The organism is Thermoanaerobacterium xylanolyticum LX-11 (assembly GCF_000189775.2).
In the GTDB taxonomy this organism is placed as follows: Bacteria; Bacillota; Thermoanaerobacteria; order Thermoanaerobacterales; family Thermoanaerobacteraceae; genus Thermoanaerobacterium; species Thermoanaerobacterium thermosulfurigenes.
On the sequence record NC_015555.1, the window covers coordinates 2,420,200 to 2,444,806 of the forward strand.

General features: G+C 36.2%; 26 protein-coding genes. 7 read left to right on the top strand and 19 right to left on the bottom strand.

Annotated elements, in window-relative coordinates; translation table 11 throughout:
• The first annotated feature begins 29 nt into the window (after positions 1 to 29).
• Together THEXY_RS11635 and THEXY_RS11640 are read left to right on the top strand one after the other, a co-directional pair.
• Complete coding sequence (locus THEXY_RS11635; RefSeq protein ID WP_013789034.1) at positions 30 to 464, top strand: RDD family protein; 435 nt, start codon at positions 30 to 32, stop codon at positions 462 to 464.
• Between the two features lie 236 nt (positions 465 to 700).
• Complete coding sequence (locus THEXY_RS11640) at positions 701 to 1,282, top strand: DUF5673 domain-containing protein (protein WP_013789036.1); 582 nt, start codon at positions 701 to 703, stop codon at positions 1,280 to 1,282.
• On the opposite strand, the gene tnpA is transcribed toward THEXY_RS11640, so the two are convergent.
• From tnpA to THEXY_RS11655, 3 genes are all read right to left on the bottom strand, one after another.
• Entirely contained in the window at positions 1,263 to 1,703 is a 441-nt protein-coding gene (gene tnpA / locus THEXY_RS11645) for an IS200/IS605 family transposase (RefSeq protein WP_013786953.1), read from the bottom strand. The genes THEXY_RS11640 and tnpA overlap by 20 nt on opposite strands.
• Positions 1,704 to 1,898: 195 nt before the next feature.
• Complete coding sequence (locus tag THEXY_RS11650) at positions 1,899 to 2,183, bottom strand: co-chaperone GroES (RefSeq protein WP_041592273.1); 285 nt, start codon at positions 2,181 to 2,183, stop codon at positions 1,899 to 1,901.
• Between the two features lie 37 nt (positions 2,184 to 2,220).
• Complete coding sequence (locus THEXY_RS11655; RefSeq protein WP_013789038.1) at positions 2,221 to 2,796, bottom strand: glutaredoxin domain-containing protein; 576 nt, start codon at positions 2,794 to 2,796, stop codon at positions 2,221 to 2,223.
• Positions 2,797 to 2,976: 180 nt separating this feature from the next.
• Between THEXY_RS11655 and THEXY_RS11660 the strand changes: the two genes are divergently transcribed.
• A complete protein-coding gene (locus THEXY_RS11660) occupies positions 2,977 to 3,165 on the top strand; it encodes an H-type small acid-soluble spore protein (protein ID WP_013789039.1) in 189 nt (62 codons plus the stop codon).
• A gap of 46 nt (positions 3,166 to 3,211) precedes the next feature.
• Here the strand turns inward: THEXY_RS11660 and THEXY_RS11665 are convergent, their stop codons facing one another.
• From THEXY_RS11665 to THEXY_RS11675, 3 genes are read right to left on the bottom strand one after another with little or no spacing between them, the layout of a single operon-like run.
• Positions 3,212 to 3,847, bottom strand: coding sequence for a DUF438 domain-containing protein (locus THEXY_RS11665; RefSeq protein WP_349265824.1), 636 nt, complete (start codon positions 3,845 to 3,847; stop codon positions 3,212 to 3,214).
• Between the two features lie 51 nt (positions 3,848 to 3,898).
• The gene (locus THEXY_RS11670) at positions 3,899 to 4,876 is read right to left on the bottom strand and encodes an SPL family radical SAM protein (protein WP_013789040.1); all 978 of its coding nucleotides are present in this window, start codon (positions 4,874 to 4,876) and stop codon (positions 3,899 to 3,901) included.
• Between the two features lie 58 nt (positions 4,877 to 4,934).
• Positions 4,935 to 5,561: a tropomyosin gene (locus THEXY_RS11675; protein WP_013789041.1), complete on the bottom strand. Its 627-nt coding sequence runs from the start codon at positions 5,559 to 5,561 to the stop codon at positions 4,935 to 4,937.
• Between the two features lie 309 nt (positions 5,562 to 5,870).
• On the opposite strand from THEXY_RS11675, the gene adhE reads away from it, so the two are divergent.
• Positions 5,871 to 8,450 carry a bifunctional acetaldehyde-CoA/alcohol dehydrogenase gene (gene adhE, locus THEXY_RS11680; protein WP_013789042.1) on the top strand — a complete coding sequence of 860 codons (2,580 nt, stop codon included), beginning with the start codon at positions 5,871 to 5,873 and terminating at the stop codon, positions 8,448 to 8,450.
• 63 nt (positions 8,451 to 8,513) lie between these two features.
• Here the strand turns inward: adhE and hcp are convergent, their stop codons facing one another.
• Together hcp and mgrA are read right to left on the bottom strand one after the other, a co-directional pair.
• Positions 8,514 to 10,154 (bottom strand): hydroxylamine reductase, encoded by a 1,641-nt coding sequence (hcp, locus tag THEXY_RS11685; RefSeq protein WP_013789043.1) that lies wholly within the window; start codon positions 10,152 to 10,154, stop codon positions 8,514 to 8,516.
• A gap of 141 nt (positions 10,155 to 10,295) precedes the next feature.
• On the bottom strand, positions 10,296 to 11,285 hold the full coding sequence (gene mgrA / locus THEXY_RS11690; protein WP_013789044.1) for an L-glyceraldehyde 3-phosphate reductase: 990 nt from the start codon (positions 11,283 to 11,285) through the stop codon (positions 10,296 to 10,298).
• Positions 11,286 to 11,427: 142 nt separating this feature from the next.
• Between mgrA and THEXY_RS11695 the strand changes: the two genes are divergently transcribed.
• Positions 11,428 to 11,865: a DMT family transporter gene (locus THEXY_RS11695; RefSeq protein ID WP_013789045.1), complete on the top strand. Its 438-nt coding sequence runs from the start codon at positions 11,428 to 11,430 to the stop codon at positions 11,863 to 11,865.
• A 40-nt stretch (positions 11,866 to 11,905) separates the two neighbouring features.
• On the opposite strand, the gene THEXY_RS11700 is transcribed toward THEXY_RS11695, so the two are convergent.
• From THEXY_RS11700 to THEXY_RS11715, 4 genes are all read right to left on the bottom strand, one after another.
• Positions 11,906 to 12,076, bottom strand: coding sequence for a zinc-ribbon domain-containing protein (locus tag THEXY_RS11700; protein WP_014757372.1), 171 nt, complete (start codon positions 12,074 to 12,076; stop codon positions 11,906 to 11,908).
• Positions 12,077 to 12,234: 158 nt separating this feature from the next.
• Positions 12,235 to 12,441, bottom strand: coding sequence for a hypothetical protein (locus THEXY_RS11705; protein ID WP_013789047.1), 207 nt, complete (start codon positions 12,439 to 12,441; stop codon positions 12,235 to 12,237).
• A gap of 46 nt (positions 12,442 to 12,487) precedes the next feature.
• The gene (locus THEXY_RS11710) at positions 12,488 to 16,750 is read right to left on the bottom strand and encodes a 2-hydroxyacyl-CoA dehydratase (RefSeq protein ID WP_013789048.1); all 4,263 of its coding nucleotides are present in this window, start codon (positions 16,748 to 16,750) and stop codon (positions 12,488 to 12,490) included.
• Positions 16,751 to 16,872: 122 nt separating this feature from the next.
• Positions 16,873 to 17,535 carry a hypothetical protein gene (locus tag THEXY_RS11715; protein ID WP_230197675.1) on the bottom strand — a complete coding sequence of 221 codons (663 nt, stop codon included), beginning with the start codon at positions 17,533 to 17,535 and terminating at the stop codon, positions 16,873 to 16,875.
• A 520-nt stretch (positions 17,536 to 18,055) separates the two neighbouring features.
• Here THEXY_RS11715 and THEXY_RS11720 point away from each other — a divergent pair.
• Positions 18,056 to 19,129 carry an ERCC4 domain-containing protein gene (locus tag THEXY_RS11720; protein ID WP_013789050.1) on the top strand — a complete coding sequence of 358 codons (1,074 nt, stop codon included), beginning with the start codon at positions 18,056 to 18,058 and terminating at the stop codon, positions 19,127 to 19,129.
• Here the strand turns inward: THEXY_RS11720 and THEXY_RS12460 are convergent.
• Complete coding sequence (locus THEXY_RS12460; protein ID WP_083815345.1) at positions 19,077 to 19,211, bottom strand: type II toxin-antitoxin system VapB family antitoxin; 135 nt, start codon at positions 19,209 to 19,211, stop codon at positions 19,077 to 19,079. The genes THEXY_RS11720 and THEXY_RS12460 overlap by 53 nt on opposite strands.
• 172 nt (positions 19,212 to 19,383) lie before the next feature.
• Positions 19,384 to 19,740 (bottom strand): helix-turn-helix domain-containing protein, encoded by a 357-nt coding sequence (locus THEXY_RS11725; protein WP_013789051.1) that lies wholly within the window; start codon positions 19,738 to 19,740, stop codon positions 19,384 to 19,386.
• 158 nt (positions 19,741 to 19,898) lie between these two features.
• On the opposite strand from THEXY_RS11725, the gene THEXY_RS11730 reads away from it, so the two are divergent.
• Positions 19,899 to 20,522, top strand: a complete 624-nt coding sequence (locus tag THEXY_RS11730) for a GGDEF domain-containing protein (protein ID WP_013789052.1) — start codon at positions 19,899 to 19,901, stop codon at positions 20,520 to 20,522.
• Positions 20,523 to 20,528: 6 nt separating this feature from the next.
• Here the strand turns inward: THEXY_RS11730 and rlmH are convergent, their stop codons facing one another.
• From rlmH to THEXY_RS11750, 5 genes are all read right to left on the bottom strand, one after another.
• Positions 20,529 to 21,008, bottom strand: a complete 480-nt coding sequence (gene rlmH / locus THEXY_RS11735; protein WP_013789053.1) for a 23S rRNA (pseudouridine(1915)-N(3))-methyltransferase RlmH — start codon at positions 21,006 to 21,008, stop codon at positions 20,529 to 20,531.
• 13 nt (positions 21,009 to 21,021) lie between these two features.
• Positions 21,022 to 21,189 carry a CxxH/CxxC protein gene (locus tag THEXY_RS12465; protein WP_013789054.1) on the bottom strand — a complete coding sequence of 56 codons (168 nt, stop codon included), beginning with the start codon at positions 21,187 to 21,189 and terminating at the stop codon, positions 21,022 to 21,024.
• Positions 21,190 to 21,202: 13 nt separating this feature from the next.
• Positions 21,203 to 22,279: a S1C family serine protease gene (locus THEXY_RS11740; protein ID WP_432416178.1), complete on the bottom strand. Its 1,077-nt coding sequence runs from the start codon at positions 22,277 to 22,279 to the stop codon at positions 21,203 to 21,205.
• 124 nt (positions 22,280 to 22,403) lie between these two features.
• Entirely contained in the window at positions 22,404 to 23,654 is a 1,251-nt protein-coding gene (gene murA, locus THEXY_RS11745) for a UDP-N-acetylglucosamine 1-carboxyvinyltransferase (protein ID WP_013789056.1), read from the bottom strand.
• 123 nt (positions 23,655 to 23,777) lie between these two features.
• Positions 23,778 to 24,596 carry a two-component system regulatory protein YycI gene (locus THEXY_RS11750; protein ID WP_013789057.1) on the bottom strand — a complete coding sequence of 273 codons (819 nt, stop codon included), beginning with the start codon at positions 24,594 to 24,596 and terminating at the stop codon, positions 23,778 to 23,780.
• Between the last annotated feature and the right edge of the window lie 11 nt (positions 24,597 to 24,607).

Sequence of the window (24,607 nt, forward strand, 5' to 3'; positions counted from 1 at the left end):
AATTAATTAACGCTAAGGGGGTAACATTCATGAAATATGCTGGTTTTTGGAGAAGGTTCATCGCTTTTTTAGTAGATTACATTGTCATCGTCATAGCTGAAATGATCTTGCTTTTAATCTTTGAAGTAATTTTACAATTGGCAGGAAATTTAGATAAAAGTAGTAGTCAGACTGATACGGCTATTGGAATGTTTATTTTAATTGTACTCATAGTTGGTAATTGGTTGTACTATTCGTTAATGGAATCATCAAATCTTCAGGGAACATTAGGTAAAGTAGTTTTAAACATTAAAGTTACAGATTACGATGGCAAAAAAATTTCTTTCAAAAAAGCAACAGTCAGATACTTTTCAAAAATTTTATCCACTTTAATAATTTTCATAGGTTTTGCTATGGCTGGCTGGACAAGATACAAGCAAGCTTTGCATGATATAATTGCTGGTACTTTTGTAATAAAAAGTTGAATTTTTCAAATGGAGGGATGAACAAAATGTTTAAACTTTTTATAAGGGCATTGATTTCTAGTCTAATTTTTACACTGTTAATGTTTTTGTTATTTAAGAGAGAAAAAAGCGACTTTAAAAAGAAAAGTCTAAAGCAATTCGTCTTTATGTTCTTAGTTTATTTCATAGCATATATGCTTATTAGCTTACTCATCAAGTAAAAATTTTAAAATTTTTCTGAAGGAGTGTCATTGTAAATGCATAGAAAGAACATTATAACAATAATTATTGCTGTGTTAATAATGGCCTTTGGATTAATTATAGGATCATTAAGCAGATATAACATCTTAGAAAAAATTTTTTCTGTTCTCTTAGTTACAGCAATACTTGTTGTAATATATGATGCATATTTTCTTTTCAAAGATAAAAAATATTTTGGAAAAGCAAAATGGATAGTAAAATCAAGCAATAATACATTACTGCTTACAATCAGCTTGTATTGTATCTTAATACCGAATTTAAGCAACAACTCTAAAGGCTCTCTGCACATCATGCTTATCTCAATTATCTTTGTATGTGGACTAATCCCCTTTCTTCATTCTATATTAAAAGACGGAATAAATGAAAAAGGCATATTTCATTGGGGCACTTTTTACACATGGGATAAAATTCAAAGCTACAGCTTTACAGACAATTTTTTAGTCATTGCTTTAAATTCCACCACTAATAAAATCAAATTAATTGTCAAAAAAGAAGATAAGGAAAATACTCAACCACCACCTGCTAAAGCAGGTGGGTTGGATATGCCGCTTAAGCAGCTTAAAACTCGCCTAAAGTAAAATTATCATTCTTTTGATTTTCTTCTATGTCTTGATTTTGTATATACTCTATTATCACTTCATCTGTTACATTGCCACTACTTGCTGCAAAATATCCTCGTGCCCATAAATGTTGTCCCCAAAATTGTTTGTTAAGCTCCTTATTCTCCATTAGCAGCTTTCTCGAACTATATCCTTTTATATATTGCACTAGCTTACTTACTGACAAATGTGGTGGTGCCGACACTAGTATATGTATATGATCTTTTGATACATGTCCTGATAATATTTCTACTTCATTATTTTTGCATACCATTCTTATTAGTTCTCTTGTCCTTTCAGCTATTTTCCCAACCAATACCGGTTTTCTATATTTTGTTATCCATACTATATGATATTTTAGATCATATGTAGCATGTGACGACTTTCTATAATTTTGCATATTTATCACCTCTAGTTTATTTTTTACTAGAAGTGATTATTTATTTTTATTCGTTGACCTAAAGGTTTCAGCTTAAGCTGAGGGATTTAACCCCATTATACAGACATTAAACTTTTATTAAAAGAGTATATAAAGCGCTAACGTCAATCAACAAATAAAATAACAAGCCAAGAAAAAACCGAGATTTACTCTCGGTTATATTTCATCTACATCCACGTATTTAGCTATTATATCGTCAACAGGAATTATCAAATACTCGGTATCGCCGTGCTTTATCTTCGTGCCAGAAAATTCTTTGTATATGACTCTATCGCCTATTGATATCTCGTCTGTGGCACCAGCTGCAAGGCCTTCTACAATTCCTTCATGAAGCTTTTCTTGTGCGTTTCTTGGTATTATTATGCCGCCAACTTTTTTGTCACCTTCAGCTTCTTCAAGCCTTATAAGTGCGTTCCCATTTACTGGTTGTATCTTTTCCATGTACATCATCCTTTCTCCATTATATTATAAATATTTTTTATCCTTGGATACCTAATAGTGTGTTTAATCTGGCCTTATCAAATCCCACTACTATTGTACCATCTATGTCCGTCTGTGGCACGCCTCTTTGCCCGCTTCTCCTTACAAGCTCCTCAGCAGCACCAGGATTTTTGGTCACATCTACTTCTCTAAATGGTATATTGTTTTGCCTCAAGTATGACTTTGTGGCACTGCACCACGGGCATGAAGGCGATGTGTAGACAATAACCCTATGATATTTTTTTGATCCATCGCTTGACTTTACAGGCGATGTAGTAAGCAACTTTTCGTAATAATCTTCTGATTGTACACCGTAGACTATCTGCTGTACTTTCCCATCGCCATAAGCAATTAAAGCAGGTACAGCAGTAATGCCAAATTCTGTATGCAATCCCACCTCTGACGCATTTACTGCATAGACTTTTACATCTTTGTTTTTATCGCTGAATTTCTTTAAATTATCTAACGCCTCTAAACTTTTTTGAGATTTATTGGAGTAAAACAACAGCATGAAGAAATCTGCTGATTTTTTTATGTCTTCAAATTCACTCCTATCCTTTATAAAGCTTAACATACGCAACACCTCTTACAATTATATATAAGTCGCGGGTTTATACCCCCCAATGGTAACTGGTTTAATCTACAATATATTATATTCACACTGCAGTAAAATGTCAACATATCAAATATCACGAGAAAAGTATATGTTTATATAAGCTAATGTATACTATCTATAAGGAAAGGAGTTGTTTTTATGAAATATAAAAGAGCTGAAGAAATATACAATTCTCCATCAAATTATGAAGTTATCTACGATGGTCAGGCAGTATGGATAAATTCTCTAAATCCCAATAAAAAATACGCTAATATCAAATTTTTGCACGATAATGCCATCATAGACGTACCTGTCGGCTTTTTGGTGGAAGGCAAAAAATTAAGCTAAAAATAAGAGCAGCTTTTTTCGATCGCAGAAAATAGCTGCTCTTGTCTTACGACATAAGTCGCTTTTCCCCTTCTAAAATATTTACCCACTCATCTTCCGTAAGTGTATCTAATGCCATTGGAAGAAGTATGTTCTCCTCTTTGAATATCATCTCTATTATCTTATTGATAAGCTTATTTAGCTTATCTTCAACTGCACCTTTTTTAGACTCATTGTATTCTTTTAAATCTCTGATGGTGGATTTTAAAAGTTCTCTAATCTCATCGTCCATACCCCACATGACACTTGGCGGGCCTGTTATTCCGTACTTCTCCAAATATGGGAACAAAAGCTTTTCTTTTCTTGAATAATGTTTATCAATATCCATGAGAAGATTTATACTTCCCAAAAGCTTTGATATGCTCTCTTGTGTGCCATTGCGTTTAAAATCCTCTAATGCCGGTCTTAAATTTTCATTTATGTTCTTTTCGATTGCTCTATTTTCTTCCTTAAATGTATGAACCGGATGTCCGGGTATAGTCTCAGGTTTCTTTACTTGTTCCAATGACTCTCTGAAAACAGCCGCATGAACATCGCAAAGCCTTTGAATTTCCTTCACCGAAAGTCCTTCGTTCATAAGCTCCTGTTCTATCTGAGACAATTCTGTATGCGTAATGCCGTCTATCTTCTTATTTAAACAGATGTCTCAGCTTAATTTTACCTCAAAATACAGTTATTGCTGTGATATAGATAACTACTTTAAAAATAATTTATCCTTGCTTACATGCTTTGCCAATCTATCGTACACAAATTCTTTCATGTACTTTTCATTTTTATATGTAAATACTCCATCCTTTACCTTCGTATCGTAGCAAAATACAAATGATGTTTCTTTAAGCTTTTCCACTTTTTTAGCCTGCTCCTTTACCATCCTAAATGCACCTATATTAAAGTCGTATATATCTTGAAGTGGCAATTCTTCGTACAATTTATCTATAAAATCCGAATATATCTTTTCAAAACCATCAACATACATGATAGGTTCTAACGATATTCTCACTTTTACTCCTTTTTCAATAGCCTTTCTTATGGCCATTATCCTTTTGTCAAGGGACGGAGTAGAAGTCTCATAAATCGAAATCACTTCCTGAGGTAAAAGGGACCACGAAAATATTACATTATTAGGAATCGCTGTAGATTCAAAAAACTCCGCATTAGCACATTTTGTCCTTATCTCCATCAACAAGTTTTCATTAGTCATCGCGTATGAAATCCACATAGACGCAAAGCCTGTCAACGGCTCAAACGCCAATAAGTCTGTCTCATATGATATGCTTAAATATATCCTTTTGTCACAAGAAAGTTTGTCAACCTCATCAAAAAAGTCTTCTAAATTGACAAAAAACACGATATTAGCCGATGGATACATGCCTTGAAGATAACAGTAATCACAAGAGTAAATGCAGTTTAAGACATTCGAAGTATGGTAAAACTCATCAATCCCAAAGTTTTCGCACATCTCAGAACCTCTGTATATAAAATCGTACCTTTTCTTTGCCAGTATTATATTTGGATATTTCTTTTGCATGACATAATTCTGCCTTTGCCTTAAAAACAAGTCGCTATACCTTTGGATTTCAACAACAGTACTTTTTTTCAATGCATTTAATATTTTCTCTGTAGTAGTGTAATTTAAAACATCTTTTTCAACGTAAACATGAGAAAACTTCATATGCCGCTCATCCTCTCAAAGTTTATAAAGATAAACAAAAAAGCGCCCATAGCGCCATTTAAACATCATTAAGCTTGTGTATATCTAAAAGCAGCTTCACATCTGCTTCTCTTTCAAGTATGTGATCATTCAAAACATCAAACTTTTTATCTATTCTCTTAAAATTCAATTCAAACTTGCCAAGTTGGCTTGTGTGCTTTGTGACTTCTTCAAATGTATGCTTTAAGATGTACTCAACATCACTTTGCTGCCTTTCAAGGTTGTATAGTCTATTTTCAACGCCATCAAGCCTCTTATCCATGCCGTCAAGTCTACTTTCAACACTGTCAAGCCTCTTATCCATGCCATCAAGTTTATTTTCAACACTGTCAAGCCTCTTATCCATCCCATCAAGTCTATTTTCAACGCTGTCAAGCCTCTTATCCATGCCGTCAAGTCTATTTTCAACGCTGTCAAGCCTCTTATCCATCCCATCAAGTCTATTTTCAACGCTGTCAAGCCTACTTTCAACACCATCAAGCCTTTTTTCTACGTTGTCTAATCTTTTATCCATATTGTCCAGTCTTTTGTCTACGTCGTCCAATCTCTTTTCAACGCTGACAAGTCTTCCGTCCATGTTTTCCAGTTTTACGTCAATCGAGTCAAATCTTTGAAGCACCAAAGTCATGAACTCTTCATTTGTCAAGGTTTTTTCCCTCCCCTTTTACCTTTGTGTCCATTATAACACACCCAAAAATCACAAGCAATGAAATAATTTGAGTAAAATTTTTTAGTTAATCGTTTATAAAAAATTTTCTATATTGACAAACTAATAGTGATAATATATCATATAAGTGTAAGGTGATTGTTAAATGAATAACAAAAATTATTTACATCATACGGTCCAAGATTCAATCCATTCAGGCAAATTTCCTATTAAAATGCTTGAATAATAAGTACAATCACCCCAAACACAAAGATTTATTGTTAATAAATTAACACGGAGGTGTTTATCATGGCAACGACAAAAACGGAATTAGACGTTCAGAAGCAGATAGATTTACTTGTATCAAGAGCACAAGAGGCTCAAAAAAAATTCATGTCTTATACACAAGAGCAAATCGACGCAATCGTAAAGGCAATGGCTTTAGCAGGTGTAGACAAACACGTAGAGCTGGCAAAGATGGCATACGAAGAGACAAAAATGGGTGTGTACGAAGATAAGATTATAAAAAATCTCTTTGCCACAGAGTACGTATACCACGACATAAAAAATGAAAAGACTGTAGGAATCATAAACGAAAACATAGAAGAAAACTACATGGAAGTAGCAGAGCCGATAGGCGTAATTGCCGGTGTCACACCTGTCACAAACCCGACATCTACTACGATGTTTAAATGCTTAATATCCATAAAGACGCGAAACCCCATAATATTCAGCTTCCATCCAAAGGCAATAAAGTGCAGCATCGCAGCAGCAAAAGTCATGTACGAAGCTGCATTAAAGGCAGGTGCACCTGAAGGATGCATAAGCTGGATAGAAACGCCATCGATAGAAGCCACACAGCTTCTCATGACACATCCAGGCGTATCTTTAATCCTTGCAACAGGTGGTGCAGGAATGGTAAAAGCAGCATACAGCTCAGGAAAGCCAGCATTAGGCGTAGGTCCTGGCAACGTGCCATGCTACATTGAGAAATCAGCAAACATAAAAAGAGCTGTATCAGACCTCATATTAAGCAAGACATTTGACAATGGAGTAATATGCGCATCAGAGCAGGCTGTAATAATAGATGAAGAAATAGCAGATGAAGTCAAAAAACTTATGAAAGAGTACGGCTGCTACTTCCTAAATAAAGATGAAATCAAGAAGCTTGAAAAATTCGCAATCGACGAGCAAAGCTGTGCTATGAGCCCTGCAGTGGTAGGTCAGCCAGCCACGAAGATTGCCGAGATGGCAGGCTTCAAAGTTCCTGAAGGCACAAAGATATTAGTGGCAGAATACGAAGGAGTAGGTCCAAAATATCCTCTATCAAGGGAGAAACTAAGTCCAATTCTTGCTTGCTACACTGTCAAAGATTACAACGAAGGAATCAAAAAGTGCGAGGAAATGACTGAATTTGGAGGTTTAGGCCACTCCGCTGTAATACACTCTGAAAACCAAGACGTCATAAATGAATTTGCAAGACGAGTCCGCACAGGAAGACTTATCGTAAATTCACCATCATCACAGGGAGCAATAGGAGATATATATAATACAAACACGCCATCACTTACATTAGGCTGCGGTTCTATGGGAAGAAACTCAACAACAGACAATGTAAGTGTCAACAATCTTTTGAATATTAAGCGTGTCGTGATAAGGAAGGATAGAATGAAATGGTTCAAGATTCCACCAAAGATTTACTTTGAAAGCGGGTCACTGCAGTATTTATGCAAGGTCAAAAGGAAAAAGGCCTTTATCGTCACAGATCCATTCATGGTTAAACTTGGCTTCGTAGACAAAGTAACTTATCAATTAGACAAGGCAAACATCGACTACGAAATATTCTCAGAAGTTGAGCCAGATCCATCTGTTGACACAGTCATGAACGGCGTAAAAATAATGAATTCATACAATCCAGACTTAATAATCGCTGTAGGCGGTGGTTCTGCAATAGATGCAGCAAAGGGAATGTGTCTTTTCTACGAATATCCTGACACAGAGTTTGAAACATTGAGGCTTAAATTCGCTGATATAAGAAAGAGAGCATTTAAGTTCCCAGAGCTTGGCAAAAAAGCGCTGTTCATCGCAATACCGACAACAAGCGGTACAGGCTCAGAAGTGACAGCATTTGCCGTAATAACCGACAAAAAGAGAAATATCAAGTACCCACTTGCAGACTATGAACTTACACCTGATATAGCCATAATAGATCCTGACCTTACAAAGACAGTGCCACCATCTGTAACAGCAGATACAGGTATGGATGTGTTGACACACGCCATAGAAGCATACGTGTCAGTGATGGCATCAGACTACACAGATGCGCTGGCAGAAAAGGCCATAAAGATCGTATTTGAGTACCTGCCAAGAGCTTATAAAAACGGCAATGATGAAGAAGCCCGCGAAAAGATGCACAATGCTTCCTGTATGGCTGGTATGGCATTTACAAATGCATTCCTTGGAATAAACCACAGCATGGCACACATACTGGGCGGCAAGTTCCACATACCACACGGAAGAGCAAATGCAATACTTCTGCCATATGTAATAAGATACAATGCAGAAAAGCCTACAAAATTTGTGGCATTCCCACAGTACGAATATCCAAAGGCAGCAGAAAGATATGCAGAAATCGCCAAATTCTTAGGACTGCCTGCATCAACCGTTGAAGAAGGCGTAGAAAGCTTGATCGAAGCTATAAAGAATCTCATGAAAGAGCTTAACATTCCGCTGACTCTAAAAGACGCTGGCATAAACAAAGAACAATTCGAAAAAGAAATCGAAGAAATGTCGGACATCGCCTTCAACGATCAGTGCACAGGAACAAATCCAAGAATGCCTCTCACAAAAGAAATTGCAGAGATCTACAGAAAAGCATACGGTGCATAAGTAATAAAAAAGAACGGCTTACAAGTTAATTAAAACTTATAAGCCGTCTTTTTTTATCTATATTTAATTCCCCATAAACATCTTTATGTCGTCTTCCACGTTTGTTATGCCGCCAATGCCGAAGTTTTCAACTAAAACTTTTGCAACGTTTGGCGATAAGAATGCTGGAAGTGTCGGTCCTAAGTGAATATTCTTTACCCCCAAGTACAGAAGCGCAAGTAATACTATTACAGCTTTTTGCTCATACCATGCTATATTAAATGATATTGGAAGCTCATTTATATCTTCAAGTCCAAATACTTCTTTAAGCTTAAGCGCAATCACTGCCAATGAATACGAGTCATTGCACTGTCCTGCATCAAGCACTCTCGGTATGCCGTTTATATCGCCAAGATTTAATTTATTGTATCTGTACTTTGCACATCCTGCCGTCAATATGACCGTATCTTTTGGAAGTTCTTTTGCAAATTCTGTGTAGTATTCTCTTGACTTCATCCTGCCGTCGCAGCCTGCCATTACAAAGAACCTCTTTATAGCTCCAGTCTTTACTGCATCAACTACTTGATTAGCCAAAGCCAATACTTGGTTGTGAGCAAATCCTCCTACTATCTCTCCACTCTCAATTTCAACTGGCGGTTTGCATCTCTTTGCATGCTCTATTATCTCTGTAAAGTCTTTTTTTCCATCTGGGCCAGCATCAATATGCTTTACACCTTCAAATCCAACGACGCCTGTCGTGTAAAGTCTATCTTTATAAGAATCCTTTGGAGGCGTCAAGCAGTTTGTTGTCATGAGTATTGGACCGTTAAAGCTTTCAAATTCTTTATCCTGCTGCCACCATGCATTGCCGTAGTTGCCTGCAAAGTGTGAATACTTCTTAAATGCTGGATAGTAGTGGGCAGGAAGCATTTCACCGTGTGTATATACATCAACGCCTGTTCCTTCTGTCTGCTCCAGTAGCTCTTCCAAATCTTTTAAGTCATGTCCGCTAATTAAGATACCAGGATTGTTTCTTACGCCTATATTTACCTTTGTGATCTCAGGATTGCCATATGTGGATGTATTTGCTTTGTCCAAAAGTGCCATCACATCAACGCCGTATTTACCAGCCTCTAATGCCAGTGACACATAGTCATTCGCACCTAAGCTGTCATCTAATGTAGCAACTAATGCTTTTTCGATGAACTCAGATATATTAGGATCTTTAAAGCCAAGGTTTGCAGCATGGAATGCGTAAGCAGCCATACCCTTTATGCCGTAAGTTATAAGTTCCCTTAATGATCTTATGTCTTCATTTTCAGTAGCAAGAACACCAACTGATAAAGCCTTCTCATCAAATTCGCTTTCATCTTTTGTCCATGTAGCCGCATCATGCAATCCGTTTAACTGTACTCCATTTGCGCTTAATTGGCTTTTTATGGACTCTCTTAAATTTAAGCCTTCTTTAATCTTTCCTGCAAAATAATTTTTATCAAAATTGACATTTGTTATTGTTGAAAATAATCCGTCGATGATGAATGAATCTGTGCTTTCACTGTTTAAGCCAAGTTTTCTGGCTTCTTGATTTACTATTGCTATCCCCTTTAATGTGTATATGAGCAAATCCTGAAGTCTTGCTGTGTCATCAGTTTTGCCGCACACACCTCTTAATGTGCAGCCAACGCCTTTTGAAGCTTCTTGACATTGGTAACAAAACATTCCCATATCATTTTCCTCCTTCATTTATTTCAATTCGCCGATGTGCGAATTGTATACAGTATTTCGTACGTTTATTATTATACAATTGCAAATCGACTTTTTCTGTGATAAATATCACAATAGCAAAAATATGAGGGGTTTTTCCCCTCATATTTTATTAGACAATATCTCATCTATTTCTTCCAATTCTTCATGGTTGAATTCCAGGTTGTCAAGCGCCTTTACATTCTCCTCTATCTGGCTTACTCGGCTTGCGCCAATTATAACAGACGTCACTTTCCTTAAGTCCCAAGCCAAAGCCATCTGTGCAATGCTCTGCCCTCTTCTATCTGCGATTTTTTTCAGTTCTCTTACCTTATTTATATTCTCCTCTGTGAGATTCCCTCTCAATGAAGTGTTCTTTTTAGCAGCTCTTGAATCGTCAGGAACTCCATTTAAGTATTTATCAGTAAGTAGTCCCTGTGCCAATGGACTAAATGCTATACTTCCGACGCCTTCTTCCTCAAGGACATCTGTAAGCCCATCTTCTATCCATCTGTTAAACATGGAGTAGCTGGGCTGGTGTATTAAAAGCGGCGTTCCAAGCTGCCTTAGGATTTCAGCGGCTTTCTTGGTATCTTCAGCATTGTAATTTGAAATGCCAGCGTATAAAGCCTTTCCTTGCCTCACAGCTTGTGCCAGCGCTGACATAGTTTCTTCTAATGGCGTATTTGGATCTCTTCTGTGTGAATAAAATATATCAACGTAATCTATACCCATCCTCTTTAAACTTTGGTCCAAGCTTGATAGCAAATATTTCCTTGAGCCCCAGTCACCATAAGGGCCAGGCCACATGGTGTAACCAGCTTTTGTGGAAATCAACAATTCATCTCTGTAGCCTTTTAAGTCCGTCCTTAAAATCTTGCCGAAGTTTTCCTCAGCAGATCCTGGAGGCGGCCCGTAATTGTTTGCAAGATCAAAATGTGTTATTCCAAGGTCAAATGCCTTTTTAACCATTTCTCTCATATTTTCAAACACATCATAACCGCCAAAGTTGTGCCATAACCCAAGTGAAATTGCAGGAAGCATTATGCCACTTCTTCCGCACCTTCTATATATCATTTTTTCGTATCTATTTTCGTTTGGTATGTAGGTCATTTTTCTCCCTCCTAAATCGGTTTCTATTTTAATTATATAATAATTATTATTAAAAACAAAATATTTAAAAGTTAATTTAATTTTTGTCAATTTAAAAATATGGTATATTAAATAAGTAAACTATTTGAAAGGGGAGCATCAAATGAATTCGATAATGCTTTATATAGGAGCCATTATTGTTGGACTTGCTTTAGGACTGCAGTCGCCGATGAATTCAGCTCTTGGCAAAATAGCTTTACCAAAAAACTCTGCAGTCTTAAATAATTTAGTTGGACTTATAATATTAGTCCTCATCAGCATATCAGACGGCAGTATAAGACAATTTGCAAGTTTATTTAAAGCACCAACATACCTTTTATTTGGTGGCGTATTAGGATCTATTATCGTTTTAGGGTCAATCATACTGATTCCAAAGCTTGGCGCAGCTACTTTTGCATCTATTATAGTCTCAGCACAAATGATTGCTGCTATACTTATCGACAATTTTGGGCTATTTGGTTTAGAAAAAACTCCTATCAATTGGTTCAAAGTAATAGGTGTTGTGCTTCTCATAATAGGTGTAAGGTTAATAAAAGCATAAAAAAACCTTATAGGTTTTTCTATAAGGTTTTTTACACTGGTTATCTTCTGTAACCTCTGTTGTTATTGTACTGCTGTTTTCTTGCTTTTCTGCATTCAGGGCATCTCTGAGGCTCATTTTCAAAGCCTTTTTCTTTATAGAAAGCTTGCTCGCCTTCTGTAAAGAGGAATTCCTTACCGCAGTCTTTGCATACTAATGTCTTATCAGCCACAACACTTTCCTCCTTTTTAAGATTTACAAGATTTAAACAAACCAAATTCCATCCTAAAAAGGGGAAATGTTGTTAAATCTCTTTTTTAACTACGAATTAAAGTATACCACGTTTCATCACAATATGCAATACTTTTGTTTATGAAAACCAAATATTTCTTATTCCTCGCTGGTAAAATAGTCCATAAACACCTTGTCAGCAGCGCTTACTTCCATTCCGTTAAAAACAATAGTCTTTTTGTCACCATCTTCTGATATGAGAGTAAGCTTAGAATCAAATGTCGCCGGTATGTTTTTGCTGGGCTTAAAATAGTACGGTTTATAGCCATCTTTAATAAGTTTCACTCCATAAGAAATCTTATCCATTCATAAAAACCTCCCGTACTATTTATGATGCCCACATTCTAAAAAACTATATTTTTTCGGTGGCAGCAATTTGCTCCAATGTTTCGTTGCTTTTCTCTAATTTTTTGAAAGCCACAGACAGCATAAGCTTTATCCTATTTAGCTGATTTACTTCACTTGCACCGGGATCATAATCAACCGCCACAATGTTTGCTTCTTTATAAAGCTCCCTTAAGGCTTTGATAACACCTTTCCCTGTTATGTGGTTTGGAAGGCATGCGAAAGGCTGTATGCAGACAATATTTGATATGCCTTCTTTTAATAATTCCACCATCTCTGCAGTAAGATACCAACCTTCGCCAGTTATGTTACCGAGAGATACTATAGGTGACGCCAACTCCTTTAGCTCATTGAGAGTCTTTGGAGAGATAAATCTTTTGCTTTTCTCTAAAGCCTTTCTCATCTCTTTTCGATAAAACTCAAGTCCTGCAATGCCGATATTTTGTAAAACTTGCCTTATCTTGCTGCCTGACAAATACTTATACTTTTCATTTGCATGATCCAGTATAAACATCAAGAAATCTATAAGATTCGGCAGTATCACTTCTGCCCCTTCTTTTTCAAGCACATCAACAATACTATTGTTTGCGGTAGGATGGTACTTCACAAGTATCTCCCCTACAATACCGACTTTAGGCTTAACAACATTATTGATCTCAAGATTCTCAAAATCCTGAACGATCTGATGGACATTTCTCTTAAATAACTTCAGATCCCCACTTTTTACAGACTCTATACACTTAGCCACCCATTTTTCGTAAAGTTTATTAGCAGAACCAGGTATTTTCTCATATGGCCTCACCCTAAGCAGCACATTTTGCAGAAGGTCACCATATACGAGGCCAATAAATGCCTTATTGAGAAGTCCCGGTGTTATCTTAAATCCCGGATTCTTCTCCATCCCAACAAAGTTCAATGATATGACAGGTATATTTTCAAACCCTGCATCTTTCAAAGCCTTTCTTAAAAAACCTATGTAGTTCGTAGCTCTGCAGCCACCGCCTGTTTGTGTGATTATGACAGACGTATTGTTTAAATCATACTTGCCAGATTTCAATGCTTCAATAAGCTGCCCAACGACTATTATAGAAGGAAAACACGCATCGTTATTGACATATTTAAGCCCTTCTTCGACAGCCGGTTTATCTATAGATGGAAGAACTTCCAAATTGTATCCCGATACATTGAAGGCTTCCTGCAAAAATTGGAAATGTATCGGCGACATCTGCGGTGCCAGTATAGTATGTTTCTTCCTCATTTCGTCCGTAAACAATACTCTCTTCATCGTATATGAAGTCTTGCTTCTTTTCTCATCTTTTCTCTCATTGATAGCAGCTATCAATGACCTTATGCGTATCTTTATAGAGCCTACATTTGTACCTTCATCTATCTTTATAAGCGTAAATATCTTTTCCCGTGAGCTTAAGATCTCCTGAACCTGATCAGATGTGACAGCATCGATGCCACATCCAAAGGAAGTAATCTGTACAAGCTCTAAGTTGTCGCTGTCAGCCACAAAGCTTGCCGCCGCATAAAGCCTCGTGTGGTACATCCATTGGTCAACTACTCTAAGTTTTCTCTCAAGTTTGCCTAAATGCGCTACAGAATCCTCTGTCAATACTGCCACACCTAATGACGTTATTATCTCGGGTATGCCATGGTTTATCTCTGGGTCTATATGGTAGGGCCTGCCTGCAAGAACTATTCCTCTTTTTCCCGTATCTCGCAGATATTTTAAGACTTCTTCGCCTTTTCTCCTTATATCGTCTTTTACTCTTTTATCTTCATCAAAAGCTTCTTTTAAGGCATCTTCCACTTCACTTTTTGATACGCCGAAAACTCTCAATTCCTCGTAGAGCCTTTTAGCAAGCCTCTCTTTGTCATCCAAAGCCAAAAATGGACTTAAGAATAAGATTTCTTTTTCTTTCAGCACATCCATGTTGTTTCTAATTACTTCAGCGTATGACGACACAATGGGGCAGTTGTAATGATTGTCTGCATCTTCATAAGCATTTTGCTCGACAGGTATACATGGATAAAATATCGTCTTTATGCCTTTATTTATCAAATTGACTATGTGTCCATGGACGATTTTTGCCGGATAGCATGCAGAGTCAGACGGTATTGTGTCCATACCTGACTCATAAAGCTTCTTTGACGACCTGTCAGACAGTACGACCCTGAATCCCAGCCTTGTGAAAAATGTAAACCACAAAGGATAGTTTTCATACATGTTTAAAACTCTCGGCATGCCAATGGTACCTCTATACGCCTCGTCTTCGCTTAATGGCTTGTATCCGAATATTTTCTTGTATTTATAGTCGTAGAGGTTTGGTATATCGTTGTTAGTTATCTCTTTTCCTGCTCCTCTTTCACAACGGTTTCCAGATACAAATACTCTGCCGTCATTGAATTTATTTATAGTTAAAAGGCATCTGTTTGTGCATTTATTGCACCTGCCGCTTGACACTTCCACACTAAAACTTTCAAGCTTGTCTTTCGTAAATATTGTACTGACTCCACCACTGTACCTTTCCTTTGCGATAAGAGCTGCACCGTATGCACCCATTAGCCCTGCAATCTGAGGCCTAACGGCGTTTCTGCCTGTTATTAGCTCGAAGCTTCTTAGTATGGCATCATTGAGAAATGTCCCGCCTTGAACGATTATCTTTTCTCCCAACTCTTTCGGATCTCTTATCTTTATGACTTTATACAAAGCGTTTTTTATAACAGAGTATGAAAGCCCTGCAGATATATCTCCTAATGATGCTCCTTCCTTCTGTGCCTGTTTCACCCTTGAATTCATAAAGACAGTGCAGCGAGAACCTAAATCAACTGGGTTTTGAGCTGCCAGTGCGGCTTTCGTAAACTCATCAATTGACATATTTAGAGATGATGCAAATGTCTCTAAAAATGAGCCACACCCTGATGAACATGCTTCATTTAGCATTATGCTGTCGATTATTCCGTCCCTTATCCTTATGCACTTCATATCTTGCCCACCTATGTCAAGTATGAAGTCGACACCAGGCAAAAAATGCTCTGACGCCTTGTAATGAGCGATTGTCTCTATCTCCCCTATGTCTACCATCAAAGCTGCTTTAATAAGGTTTTCGCCATATCCTGTTACAGTAGAATTAGCTATAAATGCACCTTCAGGCATCTTTTCGTATATATCTAAAAGAACTTTTATAACAGAATTTAGAGGGTTTCCTTCATTACTGCCGTAATAAGAATAGACAATTGCACCATCCTCATCTATCACAACTAACTTTGTAGTAGTAGAACCGGCATCTATTCCTAAGAAAAGACCCCCTTTAGCATCTTTTATGTCTTTCTTTAAAACATCAATGCCTTTGTGCCTATCTTTAAATTCATTGTACTCATTTTCGTCTACAAATAGCGGTCTTAATCTCTCCACGTCATTTTTCACTTTGTATGGAATCGTATGTACTTTATCTCTTAGATCTTTTAATGTAGTTATTTCACCATTATTTGCAGAAAGTGCCGCACCTATTGCAACTGCCAATTGAGAATTTTCAGGAACAATAACTTCTTCATCTTTCAAGTTCAATGTTTCAATAAATCTCTTTCTCAACTCTGGAAGGAAATATAAAGGCCCACCCAAAAATGCCACGTTGCCTTTTATAGGCCTGCCACAGGCCAGACCACTTATTGTCTGGTTTACAACTGCTTGAAAAATTGATGCTGCTATATCTTCTCTTGCGGTTCCCTCATTTAAAAGAGGCTGAATATCTGTCTTTGCAAAAACGCCACACCTTGCAGCTATTGGATATATGACTTTGTAATTCTTGGCAAGCTCATTTAGACCCAAAGCATCAGTCTTTAATAGTGATGCCATCTGGTCTATAAAAGCACCTGTGCCACCAGCGCAACTGCTATTCATCCTCTGCTCAATAGTGCCGTCAAAGTATGTAATCTTAGCATCCTCGCCGCCTAATTCTATGACAACATCTACTTCCGGGAAAAACCTCTCCACTGTCTTAGTACCTGCAATCACTTCCTGCACAAACGGCATATTAAGCCATTCAGCTACTGCCATACCGCCAGAACCTGTTACAGCAGCAGATACAACAAGGTCTCCGATTTTAGAATACGCATCATCTATCAAGTTTACAATAGTATCTTTTATATTGGATAAGTGCCGCTCATATCTACTATAGATTATCTCATCATTTTCATTTAAGATAACTATTTTGGCCGTAGTAGAACCTACATCTACTCCTAAATAGTGCAAATTTCTATTCACTTCAATTTCTCCTTCAAATATATGTATTGTAATTATTATATAACAGATAGATTTACTTTTGAATACTTCTTAAAAATTATATTAGCACTATTTAGTTTAAAAACAAAATTTCTATTAAGATATTAAACCAAGCTGTATCTAAAGCCCAACTCTACTGTCTTTCTTAAATAATATCCATTTTCACCTGATTGAAAAACATTAAACCCAGACTTATTTAAGATACCTACCGTAAATATATTAGCTTTCATTTCTATCGTTGCGGTACCGCTTGCCTCAATTTCCTTTGAAGGAAAGATGCCAGTTGTAGAAATCGCAACTGCATGTGGATTTTTCAACTGCCAATCGCCATCATCGACTTTCTGCCAATACGTCTTATCGATGCTTTTTATCTGTCTTAAGCTGTCAGAATAAACTGTCAAAACCACGTAAAGCCTTGTTACTGCAGAATAATCTTTGCGCTCTTTGTAAATTGTCACTTTTGATACTTTATTAGTATAACTCGATACATCTAAAGGCTCTTCTTTTACGCCATAAGCTTCAATGAATTTTCCACTATTTTTGTCATAAACCTCAATCCTTGAAAATCCATCGGAATCCAACTTTGGCTTAGAAATATTGACATGGTCATGCGACACATCTATATGTCCATATTTTAATTGTATTGTCTTTACTAAAACATTGTTAACGTTTGTATCTTTAGTTTCTTTCTGAGAATAGACATTTGATAAGTCAAAAGCTATGACGATAAACAAAGCCACAGCGATAAATGCCAATATATATATCATTTTTCTCAATCATACCACCACCAAATATATATCACCATAATACAGGCCCCTCGCTAAAATGAAAGGCCTTTATCTGTTTATCTTTGAATTGTTTTTACTTTAGTCTAACCGTAAAATCGCCTAATATGGGAGAGCCAATCTGTGGTCCATCATTTACAAAAGAAAATATTTCGCAAACATTATCAGTAAATCTTTGGCTTTATTACATGCTATAACTTATATTTTTAAAAGCGCATATTAAAGGCTCTACAATTTATATCTGTACTTTCTTTGATCAGCAGTAATAAAAAATCGTTTTTAATTATACTCGATTAAAATCCAATTCTTACATTCGAGAACTTACCGGTAAATCTCTTATTTCATAATATATCCAATTTATAAATATGTCAATTGATCAAAAGTACTAATTTTTTTAATACTTTCGTACTAAAATGGCATTAATTGTATAAAAAAGTTGTAATGACCTCCTTCTTATAATAAAATAGATATGTAATAAAATCATATTTAGGAAAGGGTCATTATGAGCAATCTTTTATGGGTACTTGAATCAACAAAAAGCGATAAATTTCCATACAGGCTTAGTATCAAAAAAGACGATACGGTGCTTTTATCGCTGTTTGTGCAGAATAAATGGCCTGGTGCTGGAAGTCAGATATTTTGCCTTAAAGATACCAATGAACAATCCAATGATTATGAAGTCATTGAAAAAGTTCCAATTATATCAATTGATCGATATGGGAAGCGTCTATCTGTAGTTTTAGATCGTGGTGTAAATAAAAGATGTGAATTTCTCTTTCTTAAAAAGAAATACAAGAATAAAGAAGGGGAATACGAACAGATATTTTGGAGAACACAGCAAGGCTTAAAGGAGCACAAGCCTCGTGTTAAATTGACTGCAAAAGGAAACAATAATCTTCACATATTAATTGATGCAAATGAAAAATATCCCTGGAAATTTAACAATTGCATTGTTGAAAGAGTGCAGTTGCCAGCAGGTGATTACGCATTGTTTTACAATAACGAAATAGAAGCCGTCGTAGAAAGAAAAAGTTTTGAAAACTTTAGAGCCGACATGGCTAATTTGCCAATTTTGCATCAGAAGCTGGGTGAATTGGAAAAATACAAGCATTCGGCTCTTGTCATTGAAGCCAACTATTCTGATTACTTAAACCCTTACAAATTAGGCGTCTATACGCCATCGTATATGTCAAAGGTGATAGCTGAGATTTTTGCATTTCATCCAAAATTTCAAGTAATCTTTGCAGGCAATAGAAAATTGGCTAATGAATGGACATTAAGGTTTTTCCAAGCCATTATATCACACGAAAGCGAATCAATACCTGATGTAGTCGCAGAAGAAATATCAGATTATCAAACGAAGAATGACTTTACAGGTGGAATTTACTACGACATTAGAAAAGAAATTCTTGAAAATATTGATGGAGATTTTACAATAAGCGACTTACGAAATAGATTTAGTAATGCCTCCGACTCTACAATTAGAAAGGTACTAAACGACCTTAAAAAAGAGGGTTTAATAATTAATTTTGGTAGAGGTAAAGGCAGCACTTGGATAAAAGTAAAGCTACATTGACAATTTCTTCCTTTGCTTTTATCCCAGTTATCTTTAAGGCTTCTTTAATAAGCTTATCATCTATAACAATATTTGTATGCACAAATTATACACCTTCTTACATGAATTTTAATACACATATACTTTATGTCAACTGCACAAAAGCACATGTAAAATCACGCATGTTTTAAAACTCTATAGCATCACTATATGTTTAAATCTTTAATAAAAGATACAAAAAAATAAGATGCTATTGTGTAGTAACTGCACCTTGACTATTTTATATATGTAACCAAAAGTTTTAATATTTCTTCTGCAATTTTACGTTCCCTGTCAGTACATTTATTAAGCAATTCTATTAGCGCATCTTCTTTTCCATCGTTATTTTTATTTTCCGCTTCCCCTATCCCGAATAAAAGATAATCTGTACTTACATGAAGACTCTTTGCAATACGTACAAATGTCTTTAAACTCATTACTCGTTGAGCACGCTCTATATGCCCAATATACATAGCAGAAACGCCTACTGCTTCTGCAAACTGCTCTCTCGTTAATCCTATTCGTTCTCTTTCTGCTCTTATGCGCATTCCTACTTTTTTTAAATCAAAATCACCATTCACCTTTATATTCACTCAACTTCCACAAAAATTTAATACATATATATATTATTCTGTATTACAAACTTTATAAATAAACTAAAACGCACATATTTTTATTGCTTAATAGTTTACTTTTTTATATAATTGCCTTATAATTTTGTATAAAAGTGTATAGGGGAAAGGTGATATAATTGAAAATTATAGATTTTTATGTCATCATTTTATCATTTTTAATTACTCTAATTACTTACTATACTGCTAATAGTATTGTTTTTATACTAATACAGTTCTTTATTTGCATTACAATAAGTATTTATACATATGTACTTAAAAACAATGCAAGAATAGGCAAGCTAACCAGTTTATACAACAGGAAATATTTTGACTATATTTTATCGGATAAATTAAAGCGTTTAAGAGGTAGGGCTAATTTAGCTCTTTTGATTTGTGATGTCGATAATTTTAAATTAATTAATGATACATATGGACATGTAACAGGTGACGCTGTACTTGCAGAATTAGCAGATATTCTAAAAGCAAATATAAGAAAGAGTGATACTGCTTATCGGTATGGAGGAGAAGAATTTGCTATAATTATGCCTAATACAAATTACAATGAAGCAGAAGTGGTAGCAATGAGAATTAAAAAAGCGGTGGAAAAACATTTTTTTAAAACGAATGTTACTGTTACAGTTTCTGTAGGTGTGGCAGTTACAAATTATAAAGTAAGTGCTATAGATATTGTTATAATAGCTGATAAGGCGCTATATATAGCCAAAAAGCAAAAAAACACTGTTGTATGTTTACAGATGTGAAAAGCCTCACTTATGATACGTCTCACCCTTCATTATCTTGAATGCCCTATAAATTTGTTCTACTAATATAAGCCGCATGAGCTGGTGTGGAAATGTCATCTTTGAAAATGATAGCTTTAGATCCGACATAGATTTTATATCGTCGTGTAAGCCTAATGATCCTCCTATCACAAATGTTATATTAGAATTGCCCGCCGTCATGACATCTTCTATATAGCGGGCAAATTCTACCGAATCCATTTGTCTACCTTCTATGCATAAGGATATTATAAAGCTTCCTTTTCTGATCTTATCGATGATCTTAGAGCCTTCTTTTAACATAATGGCTTCTTTTTCTTTATCGCTTAAGCTTTCAGGGGCTTTTTCATCGTTTACTTCAGTTATGTTTATATTGCAGTATGGCTTCAATCTTTTGGCGTATTCCTGTATTCCATCTTCTATAAATCTCTCTTTTATCTTTCCAACTGCAATTACGTCTATATTCAAAATTCTCCCTCCATTATACGACAAGATACTTAGGAATGTCATCGCAAAAATCGCACTTATGAGGTGCCAACCAATCAGTAAATGATACATCGTCAAGCATGTATATATCTGGCGGTTGCTCATATACATCTACAAACTCTTCAATGGCATCCTCCAAATGTTTTTCACAAACAACATACATAACAATATTCTCCTCATTTTCCTAACGTTATTGTAGTCATCCCGATATTCCCCGTCAATGTCCTGTATTTCACACTTACTTTGTCACCTATATTTTTTGAATATATTACAGTTTTAAGCTGCACCATTGTATCAACAGGTTTACCATCAACCTCTAAAAGTATATATCCTTTTTTGATACCAGCTTTTTCTGCTGGCCCTGCAGGATCTATGTCAGCAACGTATATCCCTTCCGCTATAACTATATCTGCATTTATATAGCTGGCTATCTCTTTATCGTACCCTACTATTCCTAAATAAGGTGCTTTAAATGTACCTGTTGTAATCACTTTTTTAATGATAGGCTTTATAATATTGATTGGTATGGCAAAGCCCAATCCTTCCGCTGTCGTTACTTTCGCCGTATTGATGCCTATTGCATTTCCTTGAGCATCCACTAAAGGACCACCGCTATTGCCGGGATTTATCGATGCATCTGTCTGTATCAAATCTTCCATGATTTTTTGTTTGTTATTTTCTTCTAATGGCAGACTTCTATTTAACGCGCTTATTATGCCAGATGTCACTGTCCTTTCAAAGCGAAGCCCTAAAGGATTGCCTATGGCTATCACCGTCTGACCAACTTGAACCTTATCTGAATCTCCCAAAGGTATGGTTGGAAGATTTTTGGCGTTTATCTTGACAACCGAAAGATCCAATGTGGAATCAGACCACAAAACCTTTCCAGGTAGCGTACTTCCATCGCTTAAATAGATGGTAAGTTTCTTTGACTCTGGACTTGCCACATGGTTATTTGTAATAATGTATCCGTTTTTGTCCACAATAAATCCAGAGCCTACGCCTTCTACTTGTTTTTCCAACACGTAATACTGCCTTTCATACTCAATAGATGATATCCCTACGACAGCCTGTGTGTCTTTTTTGGCTACAGCTTCTGCTATCGTAGAAGGTTCTGCCTTAGGTATTATAACTTCTTTTTTCAGCGGAGCAGTATTGGTGTACGGTAGAGGTATCACCTTCCCCCACAGAAATTTTGGAGCAATGTATGTAAAAACAAGTGATGTAATCACAGCTATTATTACGACTGTCATAAGATAAGACGGTCTTTTTGCATTTCTATCATCGCCGCTTTGCATCATATCACCTCATAATTATCATGTGTATTATGAGGTGATTTATTCTAATTTATGTACAAAAATAAGTCCTAATGAGGACTTATTTTACCCTTTTTATGTCTGCGCCTAATTTTTGCAGTTTTTTCTCCATCGACTCATATCCTCTGTCGATATGGTAGATATTCTTAACCTCTGTAGTGCCGCTGGCAGCAAGACCAGCTATCACCATAGCTGCCCCAGCCCTTAAATCAGTAGCTGTAAGCGGTGCGCCAGTAAGCTTTTGAGTTCCTTCTATGACAGCTATGCGGCCTTCCACCTTTGCATTGACACCCATCTTCTTAAGTTCATCTAAGTATTTAAACCTGCCTTCATACACATTTTCGGTTATAACACTGACCCCATCCGCAAGAGCCAATAATACCGCCATAAGTTGTTGCATATCTGTAGGAAAACCTGGATACGGCTGCGTCTTAATGTCTACTCTTTTTAACCTGCCATCTGTGGTAACTCTCAGTTCTTCATCATACTCCTCGATTTTCACACCCATTTCAGACATCTTCGCAATTATAGACTCTAAGTGCTTCGGTATTATGCCTTTTACGATGACATCCCCATGTGTTGCTGCTGCAGCCACCATGTACGTCCCAGCTTCTATCTGATCAGGGATTACTGTATGCCTGCAGCCATGAAGCTTGTCTACTCCAATGATTTTTATGGTGTCTGTACCAGCGCCTTTTATATTAGCACCCATTGCATTTAGGAAGTTTGCTACATCAACGACATGAGGTTCCTTTGCACAATTTTCAAGTATTGTAGTGCCTTCAGCTTTACAGGCAGCCAACATCAAATTTATAGTAGCACCTACACTTACAACGTCAAAATATATATGATTCCCCACTAACTTATCTGCTTTTACCCTTATTATTCCGTGTTCTATAGTCGTTTTTGCACCTAACGCTTCAAACCCCTTTATATGCTGATCGATTGGCCTCACACCTATGTTACATCCACCAGGCATGGCTATAGCGGCCTCTTTGAACCTGCTTAAAAGAGCACCTATAAGATAGTATGAAGCCCTCATCTGGCTTGCCAACTCATGCGGCGGACAAAATGAATTGATGCCTTCAGGGTCTATCGTAATCTCATGCTCTTTTTTGATGGTTTTTCCACCAAGATATTGAATCATTTTGCTAAGCAGTTCTATGTCGTTTATATCTGGCAAATTGTCAATACTACTGGGAGTATCTGCTAAAAGAGCAGCAGGAAGTATGGCAACAGCAGAATTTTTCGCCCCACTAATCTCAACTGTTCCTTTAAGAGGTATTCCTCCATTTATAACAAACTTATCCACTGTTTAATCTTCCCTTCACAGAATCTAAAAAACTTCACAATCATACATATATACTTTAATACAATTTCAACAATTTTACAAGCATTTTTACGAAAACATCTTACGCAAAAAGAGAGGTAATTTTTACCTCTCTTCAAAATTACCTGTATACGCATTTATGTAGTACACCGTGTTTTCCGTCGTTATCCTCCACGTAGGTATTGCTTCGCCGGTATCAGCATTTCTCCAGCTAAAATAGTAAACTGGTCTTATGTCTCTTACTACGACGCTTTTACTGCCTTCATTCACATCTAAAAGCTTTAAAAGTGCGCTTATTGGAGGTATGATCTCCTTTTTGTCATTTTCTTCTCTTAAAGGTATGAGCCACGTCGATTCAAAGGAAAATGTATCGCCTGATATGACACCTTTCATGTAGCTTACATCGACATTAACCCCATTGTATTTTTCTGTATATTCAACAGTGTATTTATCACCATCTATGTACTGCCTTAAAATGGAATACTCCTCTTTAAGTTTCTTGTCATTTACAAAGGATGTTATGTAGCGAAAAGCTTCATCACTATTCATTTTGGCAAACTTTTCGTCTTTAACCTGAAAATATAAAAAGCCGTTTTTAACTTCTAATGAACCATTAGTAAATGTGTAAAGAGAACCATCGCCATTTGATACGTACTTTAAGCCTTTTAAAAAATTTTCATCTATGTATGCTTTGCTGTAGCTTTTAAGCTTTACCAGAAGCATAGGCATAGGATTGTAATCGTAAGGTATCTTAGCATTAACAACAATATTGTTTTCTCTTAAAATCTCCTTCATTTTGCTCATATCAAAAGAAGATGGAACAGAATTATTAGTTTCTGCTATACTTAAGTTTCCCATGTAAAGTATTAAATTTAGCACAGCAAATATAATAATCAAGATCGTTTTTGCTTTTGACCAGTCCATATTAAAACACC

Excerpts from the sequence above, each read along its gene's own strand:
- THEXY_RS11640 (WP_013789036.1), top strand. The coding sequence starts at position 701 with ATGCATAGAAAGAACATTATAACAATAATTATTGCTGTGTTAATAATG.
- THEXY_RS11750 (WP_013789057.1), bottom strand. The coding sequence starts at position 24,596 with ATGGACTGGTCAAAAGCAAAAACGATCTTGATTATTATATTTGCTGTG.
- THEXY_RS11660 (WP_013789039.1), top strand. The coding sequence starts at position 2,977 with ATGAAATATAAAAGAGCTGAAGAAATATACAATTCTCCATCAAATTAT.
- THEXY_RS11655 (WP_013789038.1), bottom strand. The coding sequence starts at position 2,796 with ATGTTAAGCTTTATAAAGGATAGGAGTGAATTTGAAGACATAAAAAAA.
- hcp (WP_013789043.1), bottom strand. The coding sequence starts at position 10,154 with ATGGGAATGTTTTGTTACCAATGTCAAGAAGCTTCAAAAGGCGTTGGC.
- THEXY_RS11715 (WP_230197675.1), bottom strand. The coding sequence starts at position 17,535 with ATGATATATATATTGGCATTTATCGCTGTGGCTTTGTTTATCGTCATA.
- THEXY_RS11650 (WP_041592273.1), bottom strand. The coding sequence starts at position 2,183 with ATGGAAAAGATACAACCAGTAAATGGGAACGCACTTATAAGGCTTGAA.
- tnpA (WP_013786953.1), bottom strand. The coding sequence starts at position 1,703 with ATGCAAAATTATAGAAAGTCGTCACATGCTACATATGATCTAAAATAT.
- THEXY_RS11705 (WP_013789047.1), bottom strand. The coding sequence starts at position 12,441 with ATGGATAAGATTTCTTATGGAGTGAAACTTATTAAAGATGGCTATAAA.
- THEXY_RS11635 (WP_013789034.1), top strand. The coding sequence starts at position 30 with ATGAAATATGCTGGTTTTTGGAGAAGGTTCATCGCTTTTTTAGTAGAT.
- adhE (WP_013789042.1), top strand. The coding sequence starts at position 5,871 with ATGGCAACGACAAAAACGGAATTAGACGTTCAGAAGCAGATAGATTTA.
- mgrA (WP_013789044.1), bottom strand. The coding sequence starts at position 11,285 with ATGACCTACATACCAAACGAAAATAGATACGAAAAAATGATATATAGA.
- THEXY_RS11740 (WP_432416178.1), bottom strand. The coding sequence starts at position 22,279 with ATGACAGTCGTAATAATAGCTGTGATTACATCACTTGTTTTTACATAC.
- THEXY_RS11720 (WP_013789050.1), top strand. The coding sequence starts at position 18,056 with ATGAGCAATCTTTTATGGGTACTTGAATCAACAAAAAGCGATAAATTT.
- THEXY_RS12465 (WP_013789054.1), bottom strand. The coding sequence starts at position 21,189 with ATGTATGTTGTTTGTGAAAAACATTTGGAGGATGCCATTGAAGAGTTT.
- THEXY_RS11695 (WP_013789045.1), top strand. The coding sequence starts at position 11,428 with ATGAATTCGATAATGCTTTATATAGGAGCCATTATTGTTGGACTTGCT.
- THEXY_RS11670 (WP_013789040.1), bottom strand. The coding sequence starts at position 4,876 with ATGAAGTTTTCTCATGTTTACGTTGAAAAAGATGTTTTAAATTACACT.